11 protein-coding genes are annotated in these 17,682 nt (G+C 70.4%); 1 reads left to right on the top strand and 10 read right to left on the bottom strand.

The window, feature by feature from the left end; translation table 11 throughout:
• Window positions 1-123: 123 nt before the first annotated feature.
• From D7Y15_RS36065 to mxcK, 10 genes are all read right to left on the bottom strand, one after another.
• Window positions 124-1,389, bottom strand: coding sequence for a hypothetical protein (locus D7Y15_RS36065; protein WP_120581603.1), 1,266 nt, complete (start codon window positions 1,387-1,389; stop codon window positions 124-126).
• Between the two features lie 55 nt (window positions 1,390-1,444).
• Entirely contained in the window at window positions 1,445-3,979 is a 2,535-nt protein-coding gene (gene mxcH, locus D7Y15_RS36060) for a TonB-dependent siderophore myxochelin receptor MxcH (RefSeq protein WP_233605225.1), read from the bottom strand.
• A gap of 112 nt (window positions 3,980-4,091) precedes the next feature.
• A complete protein-coding gene (locus tag D7Y15_RS36055; RefSeq protein ID WP_120580368.1) occupies window positions 4,092-5,372 on the bottom strand; it encodes a 3-deoxy-7-phosphoheptulonate synthase class II in 1,281 nt (426 codons plus the stop codon).
• Window positions 5,369-9,757 (bottom strand): myxochelin non-ribosomal peptide synthetase MxcG, encoded by a 4,389-nt coding sequence (gene mxcG / locus D7Y15_RS36050; protein WP_121755426.1) that lies wholly within the window; start codon window positions 9,755-9,757, stop codon window positions 5,369-5,371. Before mxcG ends, D7Y15_RS36055 begins: the two co-directional genes overlap by 4 nt.
• A 43-nt stretch (window positions 9,758-9,800) precedes the next feature.
• Entirely contained in the window at window positions 9,801-10,706 is a 906-nt protein-coding gene (locus D7Y15_RS36045; RefSeq protein WP_120580366.1) for an isochorismatase family protein, read from the bottom strand.
• A gap of 14 nt (window positions 10,707-10,720) precedes the next feature.
• Window positions 10,721-12,355 carry a (2,3-dihydroxybenzoyl)adenylate synthase gene (locus D7Y15_RS36040; protein WP_120580365.1) on the bottom strand — a complete coding sequence of 545 codons (1,635 nt, stop codon included), beginning with the start codon at window positions 12,353-12,355 and terminating at the stop codon, window positions 10,721-10,723.
• On the bottom strand, window positions 12,352-13,641 hold the full coding sequence (gene dhbC / locus D7Y15_RS36035; RefSeq protein WP_121755425.1) for an isochorismate synthase DhbC: 1,290 nt from the start codon (window positions 13,639-13,641) through the stop codon (window positions 12,352-12,354). Before dhbC ends, D7Y15_RS36040 begins: the two co-directional genes overlap by 4 nt.
• An 86-nt stretch (window positions 13,642-13,727) precedes the next feature.
• Window positions 13,728-14,501, bottom strand: coding sequence for a 2,3-dihydro-2,3-dihydroxybenzoate dehydrogenase (locus tag D7Y15_RS36030; RefSeq protein WP_121755424.1), 774 nt, complete (start codon window positions 14,499-14,501; stop codon window positions 13,728-13,730).
• A gap of 155 nt (window positions 14,502-14,656) precedes the next feature.
• Window positions 14,657-15,937, bottom strand: coding sequence for a myxochelin B biosynthesis transaminase MxcL (mxcL, locus tag D7Y15_RS36025; protein WP_120580362.1), 1,281 nt, complete (start codon window positions 15,935-15,937; stop codon window positions 14,657-14,659).
• A gap of 31 nt (window positions 15,938-15,968) precedes the next feature.
• Window positions 15,969-17,192, bottom strand: a complete 1,224-nt coding sequence (gene mxcK / locus D7Y15_RS36020; protein WP_121755423.1) for a myxochelin export MFS transporter MxcK — start codon at window positions 17,190-17,192, stop codon at window positions 15,969-15,971.
• A gap of 285 nt (window positions 17,193-17,477) precedes the next feature.
• On the opposite strand from mxcK, the gene D7Y15_RS36015 reads away from it, so the two are divergent.
• On the top strand, window positions 17,478-17,682 hold a 205-nt coding region (locus tag D7Y15_RS36015), incomplete at its 3' end, for a dihydroxyacetone kinase subunit DhaK (protein WP_199746025.1).

Raw genomic sequence — 17,682 nt, 5'->3', positions numbered from 1 at the left:
TCGGTGCATCCCCTGGGGTAGGCAATGGCCCCGCTTTAGTGCAACCCCTCCTGCTGATGCTCGGCCGAGGGCACGACTGCTACCCTCGGCCGCAGTTCATCTTCTCTCGTTTAGGGACACCCCCTAGCGCAGCTGCAGGAACGAGAACGACAGGCCCTGGTGCGTCGCCACCAGGTTGCCGGTCAGGTCCGACAGCTCGCGGTAGTTCGTGGTGCCGCTGTTGTTGGTGAACTCGCTGAACACCGTGCGGCCGTTCATCTCATACAGGAACGAGCTGCCCGTGCTGGCCGGCAGCGTGTCCACGAGCGTCGCGTTGGTGCCGGCGGCCGGGTCGATCTTCCACCACTTCCAGGCCACGGCGCTCGCGAGGACGCGCGCGTTCGTGTCCACCGCGACCGGGTAGACGGTCTCATCCAGCACGCGCAGGTAGCCCGTGCCGTTGGGGCCCGCGAGCAGCGAACCGGTGGCGCCGCCGTTCGTCAGCGTGCCCAGGTCCTTGAAGTAGGTCGCGTCGTAGGTGTTCGTCGCCGGGTCGAACTTCAGCATGCAGGGCGTGGGAACGCTGGAGTTGGTGCCGGACACGCGCTTCTCCGCGGCGCCGTACGCCTCCGTCGCCAGGTAGACCTTGTTGTCCGTGCCCACGATGCCGTCGCGCACGTAGCCGCAGCGGTCATCCTTCACCAGCACCGCGCTGTCGTTCGCCGTGTCCACCACGATGATGCCCGCCTGCTTCGTGACGGCGGCGCCCGCGCGCCAGCCCACCGGCATCAGCACCTTGGTGCCCACGCGGATCGGGTTGGAGGCGAAGGTCGTCGAGCTCCCGGCGATGGTCAGCTCCGGCAGCGAGATGCTGTTCGTCAGCGTCATGTCCTTCGGGTTCCAGATGATGACCTGCGAGTTGCGGCCGTCGAAGTAGTAGGCCTTGGTCTCGGAGGCGAACTGGAACTGGTTCTGGTACTCGCCGATGGTGGTGACGCCCTTGCCCGCGAAGGTGACCTCACCGGCCTTCTCCAGCGTGTTGCTGGCCGTCAGGTTGTAGCGGGTGACGGTGGCGCCGGCGCTGCTGGAGACGAAGATGGCGCCCGACTTCGTGATGCCGGAGCCCAGCGCGCGGCCGTTGATCTGCGTGGCGTTGGCGGTGGACAGCGGCGTGGCCGGATCCAACGTCTCCGTCAGGATGACGTAGCTCTGGGGGTTGCCCTCGACGCTGACCTGCGCGACGAACGCGTACATCGGCGGAGTCGTCGTGCCCGCGTCGGTGCCGGCGTCGGTGTTGGTGCCCGAGTCCGGCGTGTTGTCGTCGTCGTCGTTGCAGGCGGCCGCAGTGAAGGCGAGGGAGAGCGCCAGCAGCAGGCGCGCGGAGGTGCGGAGGAAGGGTGAAGGCGTCAAAGGACTTCCCTTTCAAGTGGGGTGGAGGTGCGGCGAAAAACAGGAACGCGATGGTTCAGCGCTCCAGCGTGAACTTGGCGGCGATGAGCCGCCCGGGGCGCTGGACCCCGTAGAAGTCGTAGGTCTGGGCGTTGGTGATGTTCTGGAAGTCCAGCGTCCAGCTCAGCCGGGTCGTCATGTCGCGGATGACGTAGGTGAGCGCCAGCCCGTGCGTGAGCTGTGAATCGATGCCCAGCTTGTCGGCGTTGCCCAGCGCCTCCCAGGAGAGGAGGAAGTCGTCCACGTAGCGCGTGCGCCACGTGACGAGCAGCTCGTCCTGGAACTTGAGCAGGCCGGACACCCGGACCTGCGCGCTGCCGTTGGCCGTCAGGTAGGGACGGTTGGGGATGCGCTGGTCCTTGAACTCGGCGTAGTTGCCCTCGCCGGAGGTGTTGCGCAGATCCTGATACGTGGCGTTGCCATCCAGGCTCAGGTAGCGACCCGGAGACGTCCACCCCAGGGAGCCCATCGCGCCCAGCGCTCGGGAACCGTAGACGTTCTGGTAGGTGAAGTAGCTGCCCTGGCCAATCAGGATGATGAGCTGATCCGTCAGCCGGGCAAAGCCGTTCACGTTGGCGCGGAAGCTGCCGGCGCGGCCTTCCTGGGACGCGTAGCCCAGACCCAGGTTGAAGTTGTGGCTGGTCTCCGGCCGGAGCTCCAGGTTGTCGACGATGAGGTTCCCGTCGCCGAAGATTTCATCCGGGCGCGGCAGCCGCGTGGCCCACTCGTAGGAGGCCTTGGCGCCAAGCTCGGGGGTGATGCGGAAGCGCAGGCTGTCACCCAGGCCGAACTCGTGCGCGGTGCGGCCCAGGTCCATGAACTCCGCGCTGGCCAGCAGCTTCTGCGCGCGCACGTCCTGGAGGTAGTCCTTCACGAAGGCGATGTTCTGCAGCCGCCCGTCGATGGCATCGAGCTGGTACTCCAGGCCCGACACCAGGGACGTGACGCCGCGGGGCGCGGTGAGTGGATCCGGCTGGTTGTTCGCCTGGAGCCGGCGGTCCTCACCGGAGCGCGCCACGAAGGTGGGCGACACCGCGAGCCGCAGCGTGTGCGCGCCACCGGGCACGGGTGTCCAGGCGGCGTTGAGCCGCGCGAACGCGGTGTGCTGGTTGACGTAGCGCTCCGCGCCGCCTTCGCTGATCTCCCCCGGCTGGGGCAGGGTGAGGAAGCAGCGGCCATACCAGTCGTAGGCGCACGAGCCGATGTCCAGGAACCGGTTGCGGCGGAACGTGTACCCGCCCACCGCGTCCACGCTCACGCCCGGGTCGTAGTTCTGCGCGTAGCGCAGCGTGGCGCCCGCGGAGCCGTCCGCGGTGGTCACCTCGCCGTAGGCGGCCTCCATGTTGACGTCGTTCTGGATGTCGCGTCCGGCGGCGTTGATGAAGCCACGCATGAGCAGGCGCCGCGCCCAGGGCTTGTCCACGAAGCCCGCCTCGACGCTGGCCCCGCCCGCGCGGTAGCCGTCGTGGAAGCGCCGCACCTCCACGGGCACGGGCTTGCCCAGGTCGTTGGGCACCTCCACGTTGACGGGGTAGTCGTTGCGCGCGTCGTCGTAGAAGCCGTGCGCGCGCACCAGCAGGCCGGTGGACTCCTGGTAGTGGCGGCCGCTCGCGGTGAAGCGGTGGATGTTGAAGGAGGCCAGCTCGTAGGAGCCCGCCACGGCCGAGCCGCGCACGTCCTGGTCGGTGACGAGCTCCACGGCGCCGCCCAGCACGTCCGCGCCGAAGCGGATGGGCACCACGCCCGTGTAGACCTCCATCTGCTGCACCAGGTTCACCGGCACGTTCGCCAGGCCCGGGCCGTAGCCCGCGAACTCCAGCGGGACGCCGTCGATGAAGAAGCGCACCTGATCATCGGACAGGCCCGCGATGGAGATGCGCGCGGTGCTGCCCAGGCCGCCGGTGCGGCGCACGTCCACGCCCTCCGTGCGCGCCAGCGCGGTGCCCAGGTCGGCGGACTCCATGCTGGCCTGCTCCAGCTCGATGACCTGCACGGCCTCCGCCGACTTGCGGCGGCGCTCGGCGCGCGTCTCGCCCACTGCGGTGACCTCGACGTCCTCCTCGTACTCGGTCGGGGCCTCGTCCTGGGACGCCGCGGCCTTCGGGGCGCTGGACAGGGCGGGCGGGGGCGTGGCGGCCACGGCCTTGGAGCGGCCGGGCAGCTGGAAGACGTAGGTGTACGTGACGCGCGCGGGGGCAGGGGCGCCGTTGCGCTTCGCGGGCGTGAAGCGGAACAGGAGCGCTGCGGTGCGCGCGGCTTCATCGAAGCCGTGGCCCACGGGCTCCATCACCTCCGCCTGCGTCACCACGCCTTGCGTGTCCACGCGCAGGCGCAGGCGGACGTTCGCCTCCAGCTGCGCGCGCTCCGCCTCTGCAGGGTAGGGCGCCTCCACGGTGTGGAGCAGCTTCGGCAGCTCGATGACGGGCTCCGGTGGAGCGGCCGCGGGAGCTGCTTCGGATGCCGTGGGCGCGGCCGCCGGATCCTCCGCCTGCGTCGTGCCCGCGTAAGCCAGGCCACCGAAACAAATAGAAGACAGCAGTGCCGCGCCCAACTGGGACCGCCACCTGCGCTTCGCCTCGATCGCGATTATGAAAATGGTTCTCATTTTCAACGGCGCGACGTTTAGCCGCACGAAGTCTGAGCTGTCAAGACTGCATGGCAATTCACGCAGCGCGGTCTTGAGGGGTGAGCACCGTGGTGTGCAGGCCGTCCGCGACGCGGAACGCGAGCTGGAGCGACTGGTCCGCGTTGAGGCGCGGATCGCAGTGCGTGTGGTAGCGGTCGGAGAGGTCGTCCTCGGACACGTCCAGCGGGCCGCCCAGGCACTCGGTGACGTCCTGGCCGGTCATCTCCAGATGGATGCCTCCGGGGTGCACGCCCTCGGCGGCGGCGACCTGGAGGAAGCCCATCACCTCCGCGAGGATCCGCTCCAGCGAGCGCGTCTTGTAGCCGTTGCTGGCCTTGTGCGTGTTGCCGTGCATCGGGTCGATGGACCAGACCACGGGGCTGCCATGGCGGCGGGTGGCGGCCATCAGCCGGGGCAGGCGCGCGGCGACCTGATCCGAACCGAAGCGGCCGATGAGCGTGAGCTTGCCCGGGATGCCCTGGGGGTTGAGCGTGTCGATGAGGCGGATCAGGTCGTCCGGCTCCAGCGTGGGGCCGCACTTGAGCCCGATGGGGTTCTGGATGCCGCGCATGAACTCCACGTGGCCGCCGTCCAGCTGGCGGGTGCGCTCGCCAATCCAGAGCATGTGCGCGGACGTGTCGTACCAGCCGCCCGTGGCCTCATCGACGCGCGTCATGGCCTGCTCGACGTTGAGGAGCAGGGCCTCGTGGCTGGTGAAGAAGTCCACCGGGCGCACGGCGCCTTCGGACTCCGGGCGGTGGCCCAGGAGGCGGGTCAGGTCCGTGTAGCCCTCGCGCGCGAAGGCCCGCACCAGCTGCATCGTCTCCGCGGACTGGTGGTACGCGCGCAGCAGGCGCTGGGGATCCGGCGTCCGCTCGCGGGCGTCGAAGTCCATGCCGTTGATGATGTCGCCGCGGTAGCTGGGCAGCGTGACGCCGTTGAGGGTCTCCGTGGCGCTGGAGCGCGGCTTGGCGAACTGGCCCGCGATGCGGCCCACCTTCACCACCGGGCAGCCGCCCGCGAACGTGAGCACGCCCGCCATCTGGAGCAGGAGCTGAAAGGTGCTGCGCACGTTCTCCACGGAGAACTCCTTGAAGCTCTCAGCGCAGTCGCCGCCCTGGAGCAGGAAGGCCTTGCCCTCGGCCACCTGGCCCAGGGCTTCGCGCAGGCGGCGGGTCTCTTCGGCGTGCACCAGCGGCGGCAGGCGCGCCAGCTCCGCCTCCACGCGCGCGAGCATGGAGAGGTCAGGGTAGTCGTCGGGGATGTAGCGGACCGGCTTCGCCCGCCAGGAGGAGGGGGACCAGGAGGTATTCGTCACGGGAGCGCCGTCACTTTCGGGGGCAGGATTCCCTGCGCGACGCAGGAGTCGAGGTAGCGATAGAGGAGGTCGCGGTCGGTGGGAGGGCAGCGGACGTCGGTGCCCTCCAGCGCGGCCAGCAGCCGTTCACAGCGGATGGGGCCCAGGCCGAAGGCCGGGGTGGAGTCCCCGCTGCGCAAATCAAAGAATGCGAGCGTGGCGTCGTGGCCGCCGGAGCCCTTCGCGACGCGGTCGCGCCACTCCGGCACGTGACACAAGTCCAGCGGGTAGCCGTAGTCGCGCACCCAGTCGAAGAGCTCGGACAGGCGCACTTCCTCGGCGGGCGTGACGTTGAACACCGCGCCCGGATGCGACGCGCGCGCGAGTTGGACGATGGCGCTGGCCACGAAGTCCACCGGCGTCCAGACCTCGCCCACGTCCAACAGCGGCAGGGCGCGGACGGGCAGGCCGGCGAGCACGATGCGCCACACCAGGTCCTGCGTGTTGACGAGCGCGGTGTCCGGAGCGCCCACCACGCGGCCCAGTCGGTAGACCGTCGCGGGCAGGCCGCGCTCGGACGCCTGTTGCACCAGCCGCTCCGCGATCCACTTGCTCTGCTGGTAGCCGTCGCGAAGCCCGGGGTGCGAGGGGACGAAGGCCTCCGGCACGTCCGGGGACAGGTTCGCCTGCGGCGCCACCGCCAGCGTGGACACGTAGTGGAAGGGCTTGGGGCGGACGGCGGCGGCCAGCTTGAGCAGCTCGCGCGTGCCGCGCACGTTGACGCCCTGGAGGCTGCCGTACTCGCGCACCACGCTGACGACGGCGGCGTTGTGGATGACGGCGTCGCACTCGGCGGCGAGTCCGTGGAAGCGCGTGGCGTCCAGGCCCAGCAGCGGCTGGGAGAGGTCCGCCGGCAGCGCGAGCACCCGCGTCTCCAGTCCAGCAACAGGCAGCTTCTGGCCGGTCAGCGCCGAGCGCAGCCGGTCCATGGCCTGCGCCTCGTCCTTGGCGCGCACGGGGCAGATGATCCGCGCGTCCGTCCGGGCCAGGAGTTGGTGGAGCAGGTGCGCGCCGACGAAGCCGGTGGCGCCCGTGAGGAGGACCTGACGGAAGCCCTGGCCCCGGCGCGGCAGCTCGCGCGCCCAGGCCTCTCCCGTCGAGGAAGGGACGACGTCCTCGCCCAGCTCCGCGTCCGCGAGCATCGCGGGCGTGAGACCGCCAGCCTCGGCACCGCCCGTGCTTCCGCCCTGGAGCGCTTGCGCGAGGCCGGACACGGTGGGGTGCTTGAAGACGGTGGCCACGGGCACGTCGCGGCCCACCGCGATGCCCAGGCGGTTGGCCACCTGGATGCTCTGGAGGGACTGGCCGCCCAGTTCGAAGAAGTCATCCTGGAGCGACGTGGCGGCGCGGCCCAGCACCTGCTCCCAGACCTCCAGCACCGTGCGCTCCATGGGCGTCGCGGAGGCGAGCAGCGCGGCGCTCTCATCCGCGGGCATCGCGTTCTGGAGTGCCTTGCGGTCGATCTTCCCGGTGCTGGTGCGGGGCAGCCGCTCCGCGAAGGCGAAGGCGCCGGGCACCATGGGGGCGGGCAGCGCCGTGAGCAGGTGCTTGCGCAGCTCCGCGGGCGAGGGCTCGGGCGAGGCCACCAGGTGCGCGCACAGCCGGCGGGACCCGCCCGGCAGCACCTGTCCGACGACGGCGGCCTCAAGGATGCCGGGATACTTCAGCAACACGGTTTCGACTTCGCCCGGGTCGATGCGGTGGCCGCTGATCTTGAACTCGTCGTCCACGCGGCCCACGAACACCAGTTGGCCGTCGTCGCGCACGCGCACCTTGTCGCCGGTGCGGTAGGCGCGGGGCGTTCCTTCCACCGCGTCCAGGCGGGTGAAGCGGGCAGCATCCAGCTCCGGGCGGCCCAGGTAGCCGCGAGCGAGCGCGCCGCCCATCAGGCACAGCTCGCCCTCCTTGCCGGGGGCGGCCAGACGTCCCTGTGGAGTGACGACCGCCGCGACGACGCCGGGCAGCGGGCGGCCGATGGGGACCTCGTCACCGGAGGGCAGGGCGTCCGGCCCCGCGAGCTCGGCGACGGTGGCGACGACGGTGGCCTCGGTGGGGCCGTAGGTGTTGAGCAGGTGCACGCGGTCGCCCGCGACGTCCTTCCAGCGGGCGATGCGCTCCGGCAGCGCCGCCTCACCGCCGATGATGACGGTGCGAAGCGCGTCGGGCAGCCGGGCGGCGCCAGTGGACAGGCTGTAGGCCAGCTCGTGCCAGAAGGCGGTGGGCAGGTCGAGCAGGGTGATGCCCGCATCCGCGCAGGCCTCCATCAGGCGCGGCACTGACTGGAGCATCTCGTCCGTGCGCAGCACCAGCCGTCCGCCCGCGCACAGCGTGACGAAGATCTCCTCCACGCTGGCGTCGAAGTGGAGCGGAGCGAACTGGAGGACGCGGTCCTCGGGGCCGACGCTGTAGCGCTGCGTCGCGCCCGCGACGAAGTGGGCCAGGGCCCCGTGCGTGATCTGCACGCCGTTGGGCTGTCCCGTGGAGCCGGACGTGTAGATGACGTACGCAAGCCGCGCCTCAGCGCTCGACGCGGGCTCCGCATCGCGTGCTTCCGGCTGCTGGGCAGCGGGCACTCCTCGCGGGATGGCGTGCGCCGTCGAATCCCGCGCCGAGGTGTCGGCCTGCTCCAGCCGCTTCACGACGAGCACACCCGGCGCGGTCGGATCCGTGTCGGGCGAGGGGCGCTCGGACACCACCATCACGGCGGGCCGCGCGTCCTGGAGGATGGCCGCGTTGCGAGTGGCCGGGCCGGTCGGATCAATGGGCAGGTAGCCCGCGCCCGCGAACAAGATGCCCAGGCTGGACACGATGGCGTCGATGCCCCGGGGCACCTTCACCGCCACCGCCGTGTCGGGCCGCACGCCCGCCTCGGTCAGGCGCGAGGCGAGGGCCTGCGACGCCGTCACCAGCTCGCGGTAGGTCATCCGCCAACGGCCATGCTCCAGCGCGACCGCGTCCGGACGGACATCAGCTTGGGCCTTCAGCAGCTCCAGCACCGGGCGCACCGGAGGCACCGGGCCGCCATCCAGCACGGAGCCGACCCCGCCCGACGCGGAACGCCGCACCGGCTGCTCAGGCTGCGCGAGCAACGACTCCAGCAGCTGGAGGAACCCGCGCTGGTGCTCCTCGAGCGAGGCCTCCGTGTAGCAGGCGGGGTTCGCGTCCAGGTCCACGCGCAGGGCCGTTCCACCCGACCGCGCATGGAAGCCGAAGGACAGGTCCTCCACCGGACCCGCGGAGATGTTGTGCGCCGTCCCCGGCACGCCCGCGAAGTCCAGGGCGTAGTCGAACGGCATGATGTTGACGACGGGACCGAACAGCTTGCGCTGTCCACCCACGAGGCGCAGGTCGCGCCGCAGCTGCTCGTAGCGGTAGCGCAGGTGCGGGCGCGAGGCCTTCATCTCCGCGGCCACGTCGCGGGCCAGCGCGTACAGCCCCGCGTCCGGCCGCACGGCGATGCGCAGCGGGACGATGTTCATGGCCATGCACGGCACGCGCAAAGACGCCGAACCCAGCCGGCCCATCACCGGAAGGCCCAGCACGGCCTCCGGAGCGCCCGTGCGCTGGTGCAGGTAGATGGCCGTCACGGCCAGCACCACGTCGGACCAGCTCACGCCCGCCTGCTTCGCGCCAGCCTGCAGCGCCGCCATCAGCTCCGGCCGCAGGTACTCCGAGCGCCGCAGGAAGCGCGACGACATGGGCGCCGCCTCCGCGAGCAGCGGTGGCACCGGGGCGTCCTCGAAGCGCTTCACCCAGAAGTCGCGGTCCTTCTGGAGCTGGGCGCCGCTCCGGTACGCGACGTCCTCATCCAGCACGGGGCCCAGCCGGCTGAACCCCGCCGGCACGGCCTTGCCCATCACGTCCGCTGTGTAGAGCTCCGCCACCCGCCGGGCGAGCAGCGAGAAGCCATAGCCATCCATGGCGATGTGGTGGATGCGCTGGAACCAGAAGGACCGCTCTGGCCCCACGGTGAGCAGCGCCTGCGCGAACAGCGGGCCCGTGCCCAGGTCCACCGTGCGGCCCAGGTCCTTCCACATCCACTCCTGCGCGGCGGCCCAGGGATCGGCCTCGCCGCTCAGGTCCACGTGCTGGAGCGTCCAGTCCGTCCCCGCGTCGATGCGCTGGACCGGACCTTCCGCGCCCGCGACGAAGCGCGAGTGCAGCGCGTCCGCGTCCGCCACCGCCTTGCGCAGGGCGGACTCGAAGCGCACGGGATCCACGGCGCCACGGAATTCAATGCACTCCCCCGCGTTGTAGACGGGGCTCTTCAGGTCGAGCTGTTGCCCCACCCAGATGCCGTGCTGGGCCGCGGTCAGCGGGCGGTTGTCCTGGGATGGGGGAAGCATGACGGGGAACTCCGAGGGGGAAGGGTGCCGCCCCGAGGGCGGGTCATGAGGCGCGAGCGCCGGGGGCCATCGCGACAGGCTGCTTCGCGGCGAGCAGCGCGTACCAGTCGGTGAGCGTGGGCTTCTCCGCGAGCTCCACGAAGGACACCTCCGTGCCGCCCTGCCGCCAGCGCTCCACCAGGCTCATCAGGCGGATGGAATCCATGCCGCGTTCGAGCAGGTTTTCGTCCTCGCCAATCGCGGACGCGGACTCCATCAGCAGCTCCGCCACGTCCGCGCGAAGCTGGTCGCGGTCCACCGCCGCGCCAGCGGCCTGCACCGGCATCGCGTCCATGAGCTGCTGCGTGGTGGTGACGAACGCCACCAGCTTCGAGGCGTACTCCAGCGCCATCTGGTGCTTCTCCAGCGAGAAGTCCGCCACCGCGTCCGCGACGAGGAAGGGACGGATCTCGCTCATGGAGCCGTCGCTGGCCGTCTGCAGGCAGCCGATGTGCGCGTAGATGCCGCAGATGATGAGTTGATCGCGCCCCTGCTCGCGCATCAGGTCCATCAGGCGCGTGTTGCGGAACGCGCTGTAGCGCCACTTGGTGAGGACGGTGTCGTCCTGCGCCGGGGTGAGCTCGTCGATGATCTGCTGCTTCGGGCCGGCGCGGACGCCGGGGCCCCAGAACTCCAGCTGGAGGCCGCGCTGCTCCGCCGTCTGGTCTCCCGGCTGCGCGGAGTAGACGATGGGGATTCCCAGCTTCACCGCGTGCTGGCGCAGGCGCTGGATGTTGGCCACCAGCTCCGTCACCGGGGACTGCCCCTGCGTGAAGGCGTCCACGAAGTAGCGCTGCATGTCGTGGATGAGCAGGACGCAGCGCTTGGGCTCGGGCGTCCAGGCAAGCTTGTTCTGGGGCAGCTCCGTCGCGCCGGGCATGGAATAGGGGGCAATGGCAGGCAGTGCCATGAAGGGCTCCTGTTTCAGGGAGAAGGAGTGGAGAGGGACTGGCGCAGGCTGTCGCGCAGCGCCTTCTTGCTGACCTTGCCGACGCCCGTCTGCGGGAAGGCCGCGACGAACTCGATGCGGTCGGGGATCTTGAACGACGCCAGGCCGCGCTGGCGCAGGAAGGCGTTGAGCACGGAGGGGGCGGGGGCCTCGCCGCGGGGGATGACGACGGCGCAGGTGCGCTCGCCCAGGAACTTGTCCGGGATGGCCACTACCGCCGCGTCGCTGACGGAAGGGTGCGCGAGCAGGTGGTTCTCCACCTCCTCCGCCGCGACCTTGTCGCCGCCCCGGTTGATCTGATCCTTCGCGCGGCCCTCCACCACCAGGTAGCCCTCCGGCGTCAGGCGCACCAGGTCGCCCGTGCGGTAGAAGCCGTCCGTGGTGAAGGCCTTGGTGTTGTGCGCTTCCGCCTTGTAGTAGCCGCGGATGGTGTAAGGCCCGCGCGTGAGCAGGTGCCCCGTCTCACCGGGCGCCACCGGCACGTCGTCGTCGTCCACCACGCGCAGTTCGTCCGCGTCCGACATGGGGCGGCCCTGCGTGGTGACGATGAGCGTCTCCGGGTCGTCCAGCCGCGTGTAGTTCACCAAACCTTCGGCCATGCCGAAGACCTGCTGGAGTCCGCAGCCCAGCGTGGGGCGCACGCGCGCGGCGGCCTCGTCGCTCAGCCGGGCGCCGCCCACCTGGAGGACCTTCAGGCTGGACAGGTCGTGCTTCTTCGCCAGCGTCGAGTCCAGCCACACCATGGTCAGCGGAGGCACCAGCGCGGTGACGGTGACGCGCTCACGCTCGATGAGCGGGAAGGCCACGTCCGGGCTGGGGTTGAGCGCCATCACCGCCGTGCCGCCCACCTGGAACGTGCCCAGCACGCCGGGCGAGGACATGGGGAAGTTGTGCGCCGCGGGCAGCGCGCACAGGTACACCGTCTCAGAGGTGAACTGGCACACGTCCACGCTGGCGCGCAGGCTGTAGATGTAGTCGTCGTGCGTGCGCGGGATGAGCTTGGGCACGCCGGTGCTGCCGCCGGACAGCTGGAAGAACGCCACGTCGGACGGCGACGGGCCCTCCATCGTCACGGGCTCCGAGGGCACGGAGGCCAGAGCCGTATGCGCACCCGCGTCACCCAGCACCAGCACGTGCTTCAACGTGGGCGTGGCGGCCTTCACCTGCTCCGCGAGCCCCCGGTAGTCGAAGCCACCGAAGCGCTCCGGGATGACGTACGCGACAGCTTCCGTGAAGGCGCAGAAGTAGCCAATTTCCGAAGCGCGGTGCGCCGGCAGCGCGAACACCGGCAGCGCGCCCATGCGGAACAGCGCGAAGATGACCTCGTAGAACTCCGGCACGTTCGGCAGCTGCACCACCACGCGGTCGCGCGCACGGATGCCCAGGGCGTGGAAGCCCGAGGCCATGCGGTCCACGCGCGCGTCCAGCTCCGCGTACGTCCAGCGGTGCGCGCCGCCCACCAGCGCCACGCGCGACCCGAAGTCCCGGGCGCGGTCGCGCAGGAGCTGACCGAAGGTCTCCCCACGCCAGTAACCGGCCTCGCGGTAGCGCTGGGCGAAGTCCTCCGGCCACGTGGGGCAGCCGGGCAGGTGTTCCCGCGCGGTGCTCACGGCTGCACCTCGAGGCCCAGGCCCATCGCCTGGAGCATGGTGAGGAACTTGGCCTCGGTCTCCGCGAGCTCCGCCTCCGGCGTGGAGCCCACGACGATGCCCGCGCCCGCGAACAGCCGCAGGGTGCGCTCGTCGGCCTCCGCGCAGCGGATGGTGACGGCCCACTGACCGTCGCCGTTCGCGTCGCACCAGCCCACGGTGCCCGTGTAGTAGCCACGGTGGAACGGTTCGATGTTGCCAATGGCCTCGTGCGCCAGCGCCGTCGGGTGGCCGCACACCGCCGGGGTGGGGTGCATGGCCAGCGCCAGCGTCAGCGAGGTGATGGATGGATCCTTCAGCTCACCGGTGATGCGGCTGGACAGGTGCCACATCGTCTGGGTGCTCACGAGCGACGGGCCCTTGGGCACGTCCAGCGTCTTGCAGAAGGGCCGCAGCGCCTCCGCCACCGCGTCGATGACGACCGCGTGCTCGTGCAGGTCCTTGGGTGAGGCCATCAGCCGCGTGGCCCGCGCCGTGTCCTCCACCGGATCCGGGCTGCGCGCGGCGGAGCCCGCCAGCGGATTGGCCAGGACCTGGAGGCCGGAGCGCGCCACCAGCAGCTCCGGGCTCGCGCCGATGAGCGTACGCCGTCCGGCGCCCGGGGCCGCGTCCGCGTGCTGCGGCAGGTCCACCGCGAAGGTGTACCCATGCGGGTTGCGCCGGGCCAGGTTGTGCAAGAGCTGCCGCAGGTCCACGGGCGCCGCGGTGTCCACGTGCAGGGAGCGCGACAGCACCACCTTTCGCAGCGGGCCTTCCTGCATGAGCTTCAGCGCCGCCGCCACGCCGTCCTTGTACGCGCAGGGCTCCGGCACGGGCCGCAGCGTGTACTGACCGGCCAGGGGAGACCGCGCGGCAGCGGCCGCGTCGAACACCATGGGCCCCGCGCGCTGGAGGGTCATGGGCACCACCAGGTGCGCGGCCACCTTGCCGTCGAAGGGCACCGCGCCCACCGCCACCGGGATGTCATGCGCCGCGTCCCGCGAGGCGTTGAGCACCGAGGCCACGCGCTCCGGCAGGCCGTCCAGCGAGTTCGCCCCGCCCGCGTCCGGCACCGTGGCGAACACGCCGCGCGCCAGCATGGTGCGCTTGGGGGACGCGAAGAAGAACCCGCCCGCGTCGTAGTCGCGCAGCAGCCGAGCCGCCAGCGCCTCCTGCTCCGGCTCCCGCGCCACGGCCGGCGCGCCCACCACGCCGTCCACCGTCCGCGCGTCCGTCTGCCGTTCAACGATTTTGGTATCAGGAATCATTCTCAACTCGGGGCGATTTGGGGGGAAGGACCTGCGTCCATCCCGGGAGGGAAAATCAGGGAGAGAAGGCGAACGTCGCGGGCGCGCTACACGCCCAGCGTGGCGCCGCCGTCGATACACAAATCGTGCATCGTGATGTGTCGGGCCTGGTCGGACGCGAGGAACACCACGGCGTCCGCGATGTCGTCCGGCGTGGCGATGCGGCGCAGCGGGATGCCCGTGCGGTAGGTGTCCAGCGAACCCTGGATGACGCGCGCGGGGCCGGACTCGTCCGTCCACATGCCCCGCTGCATGGCGGTGTCGGTGGAGCCGGGGGAGACGACGTTGCAGCGGATGCCGTGCTCAGCCAGCTCCAACCCCAGGCACTTGGTGAACATGGTGGAGGCGGCCTTGGACGCCGCGTAGGCCGCCATCTGCATGCGCGGCACGCCCGCGGCGTTGGAGCCCACCGTCACGATGGCGCCGGAGCGGCGGGGCACCATGTGCCTGGCCACCGCGCGCGAGACATGGAACACGCCGTGGGTGTTGACGGCGAAGGTGGACATCCAGTCCGCGTCGCTCTGCGTGAGCACGGACCCCATGCGCAGGATGCCCGCCACGTTGGCCAGCACCTGGATGGGGCCCAGCTTGGACTCGATGGACGCGATGGCATCCTCGATGCCGTCCTTGTCGCGCACGTCCACCGGGAACGCGGTGGCCTTCAGTCCCTGCCGGCGCAGCTCCGCCACCAGCAGCTCCAATCCCGCGGCGTTCTGGTCGAACACCGCGACGGGCATCGTGCGCGCCAGCTTGCGCGCCACCGCCGCGCCAATGCCTTGCGCCGCGCCCGTCACCACCGCGTGTCCCGTCATCGAAGCCATCCGCCGCTCGCCTGGATTGTTTGAATGAAAATGAGAACCATTCTCATTTTCAGAGCCGGGAAGTGCCATGGCCACGAATTCCTGTCAAGGTGGCTGAGGCAGGGAACCGCCCGACGTCTGGCTTCACGGGCGGTGATTGAGCGATTGTTTCAGTCTCAGGCGGCGCTGGCCCTGGCGGCGGCCGTCTCGCGGAGCACCTCTCCGGCGGCGGCGATGGTGTGTTCAATCTGCTCCGCGGTATGCACGGCGCTGATGAAGTTCAGGTCGCGGCGGAGGATGACGCCCCGGCGAGCCATGCCGGCCTGGAAGGGGATCATCTTCTCGATGTGCTCGGGGATGACCTTGCTGAAGCGGAAGAAGGGCACGGCGTCGTAGCCGATGACCTCCAGGCTGGAGCCCGTCTCACGCGCGTGGGCGTTGACGCCGTCGCGCAGGCGGCGGCCCAGGTTGGCGATGTGCTCCACGTAGTTCGTGGTGCGGTATTCCTTGATGACCGCCTCACACACGGCCAGTGAGAGCATCTCGCCGCCGAAGGTGGTGGACACCTGGAGCTCACTCAGGCGCGACAGATACTTCTCCGGGCCCGCGATGGCGGACAGGGGCATGCCCGCGGCGATGCCCTTGGACAGCGTGACGAAGTCCGCCTGGATGTTGAAGAACTGCTGCGCGCCGCCCAAAGCCAGACGGAAGCCGGTGACGACCTCGTCCAGGACGAACAGCACGCCGTGCTTCGCGCAGGTCTCCTTCACCTGGAGCAGGAACTCGCGGGTGACGGTGCGGTTGTACGGGATGGCCAGCAGCACGCAGGCCAGCTGGGCGCCGTGCTTCTCGATGTGCTCGATGAGGGCGGGCTCGTCCGGGGGCGTGAAGAGGGGCAGGCGGGTGGTGAGCTTCGCCACCGTCGGGGGCACGCCCGGGGTGTCATACATGAAGTGGTCGTGCCAGCCGTTGTATCCCACGGTGACGATGTGCTCGCGGCCGGTGAGGTGGCGCGACAGGCGCACGGCGGCGGAGGTGGCGTCCGCGCCCGTCTTGAAGAAGCGGGCCATCTCCGCGCCGGGAATCACTTCCACCAGCGCCTTCACGGAGGAGACCTCCACCGGCGTGGGCAGCGAGTGGATGATGCCTTCCGCCAGGTGCTTGCGGATGGTCTCCGCGACGGCCGGGTGGTTGTGGCCCAGCATGTTGGCGCCCAGCGCCTGGATGAAGTCGATGTACTCCTGGCCGTCCGCGTCCTCCACCAGGGCGCCGTTGCCCTTGGCGAGGAACACGGGGAAGGCGCCGGGGGCGAAGTGATCCGGCTTCTTCATCATCGTCTGCGTGACGCCGGGGACCCACTTGCGGGCCTCGGCGAGCAGCTGGTTGGAGCGCTCCAGCTTGATCTCACCCACGATGGGGCGAGGCAGGGATGGGTGACGGGGGGCTGTCTGGGACATGGAAGGGTCCTGGTGAGGGGTGAAGAGGGATTCAGGGCGCGGGCGTCGCGTCCAGCCGCACGGCGCGGCCCACGAAGGTCCACAACAGCCCGAGCGCGAGCGCGGAGATGGCCACGGCCAGCCAGCCCAGCTGCGCGAAGCCGATGAGCGTGCCGTCCGGGCCGGTGGTGAGCAGCAGTCCGCCCATCCACGCGGCGAGCCCGGAGGCCCCGTCGCTGGCGGCGATGTTGACCGCGAGGTAGCGGCCCCGGATGGACGGCGGCACCTGCGACGCGACCAGCGCCATGGTGGGGATGGCGCGGCCGGAGGTGAGCGTCATGAAGAGCACGAACACGACGGCCACCACCGGCAGCGGAGACGGAGGCAGGTGGGTGAAGAGCAGGTGCGGCACCATGGTGGCCACGAGCAGCAGCGCCAGGGCGCGAGCAGGGCCCATGCGGTCCGCCAACCGGCCAATCCAGCGCGAGCTCACGAAGGTGGCCGCGCCGCCCGCCAGGTACACCCAGGGCAGGTCCGTGAGGGACAGGCCCACGTTGCCCACCATGAAGGCGCCCAGGTAGGGGATCAGCAGGAAGCTGGCGAACACCACGGTGAAGGTGAGGCCCCAGCCCATGGCCAGCCGGGGCGTGAAGCCCGCGGTGGCGGAGGTGCCGAACGCCTGGGACAGGTGCCCGTCCACGCGAGGCAGGAAGCGAAGCAGCAGCAGCCACACGAAGCCCGCGACCGCCGCGAGGACGATGAACGGCGCGCGCCAACCCCCGAGGTTCGCGAGGCCCAGGCCCAGCGGCACGCCCGCGACGGCGGACAGCGCATAGGCCGTCATCACGGTGCCAATGGCCTGGCCCCGGCGCTCGGCGGGCACGGTGTCGCTGACGATGGCGATGACGACGGCGCCCATCAGCCCCGCGCAGCCGCCGGCGACTGTGCGGGCGATGAGCAGGCCCGTGGGCCCGGTGGCGGCGCCGCACAGGAGCGTGGCGATGATGAAGCCCGCGTAGAGCATCAGCAGCGTGCGCTTGCGCTCCAGGCGATCCAGCCAGAACACGCCCAGCACGCCCATGGCCGCGGACGCGAGCGTGTACGCGGACACCAGCGCTCCGAACCGCGTCGCCGACAGCGAGAGCCGCTGCATCAGCAACGGGCCCAGCGGCATCAGCATCATGAAGTCGACGACGTGCGTGAACTGCACCGCCGCGAGCAGCCACAGCAGCGTGCGCTCACGCGGGGCGGGGGATGGAGCACTCAAGACAATCACCTGAATCCAGATACACGTCAGCCATGGCCCGGCCCGGCAATGCCAGGCTCGGCCGGGTCCGGGCGCACTTCTCGCCGGACCGCCGTGTTTTTGTTACAGCTCAGCGAATGATAATGAGAATCATCCTCAGAAATCTTCCGGAGTCAATGGGAAAGCGGGTTCTGTGACGCAAACGTCTCTCCACGGCCTTGCGGCGTACGTCCGGCTTGACGGGCTGCAATGGGGGCGGAAGGGTCGGTATTGGAGCGCAGTCCATCTCCGTTCGTTCCGACCCAGGAGTCGATGGTGAAGAAGCTCGTCAATGCGCCGCGCGCGGTGGTCCAGGAGATGTTGGAGGGGTTCGTGGCGCTGGCGCCGGGCCAGGCGTTGCTTGAGGGGGAGACGGTGGTGGTGCGCGCGGACGTGCCGGCGGCGTTGGGGGCGAGGAAGGTGGCGGTGTTGTCGGGTGGGGGCAGCGGCCACGAGCCGGCACACGCGGGCTATGTAGGGA

Origin of the sequence: Corallococcus sp. AB030 (genome assembly GCF_003668965.1) — a bacterium.
GTDB classification, from domain to species: domain Bacteria; phylum Myxococcota; class Myxococcia; order Myxococcales; family Myxococcaceae; genus Corallococcus; species Corallococcus exiguus.
The sequence above is the reverse complement of the archived record's forward strand: the minus strand, read 5'-3'. Positions and strand labels throughout refer to the sequence as shown.

Bases quoted from the DNA above. Each gene is read 5' to 3' on its own strand.
- D7Y15_RS36045 (WP_120580366.1), bottom strand. From the start codon at position 10,706: ATGGCACTGCCTGCCATTGCCCCCTATTCCATGCCCGGCGCGACGGAG.
- mxcG (WP_121755426.1), bottom strand. From the start codon at position 9,757: ATGCTTCCCCCATCCCAGGACAACCGCCCGCTGACCGCGGCCCAGCAC.
- dhbC (WP_121755425.1), bottom strand. From the start codon at position 13,641: ATGATTCCTGATACCAAAATCGTTGAACGGCAGACGGACGCGCGGACG.
- mxcL (WP_120580362.1), bottom strand. From the start codon at position 15,937: ATGTCCCAGACAGCCCCCCGTCACCCATCCCTGCCTCGCCCCATCGTG.
- D7Y15_RS36030 (WP_121755424.1), bottom strand. From the start codon at position 14,501: ATGGCTTCGATGACGGGACACGCGGTGGTGACGGGCGCGGCGCAAGGC.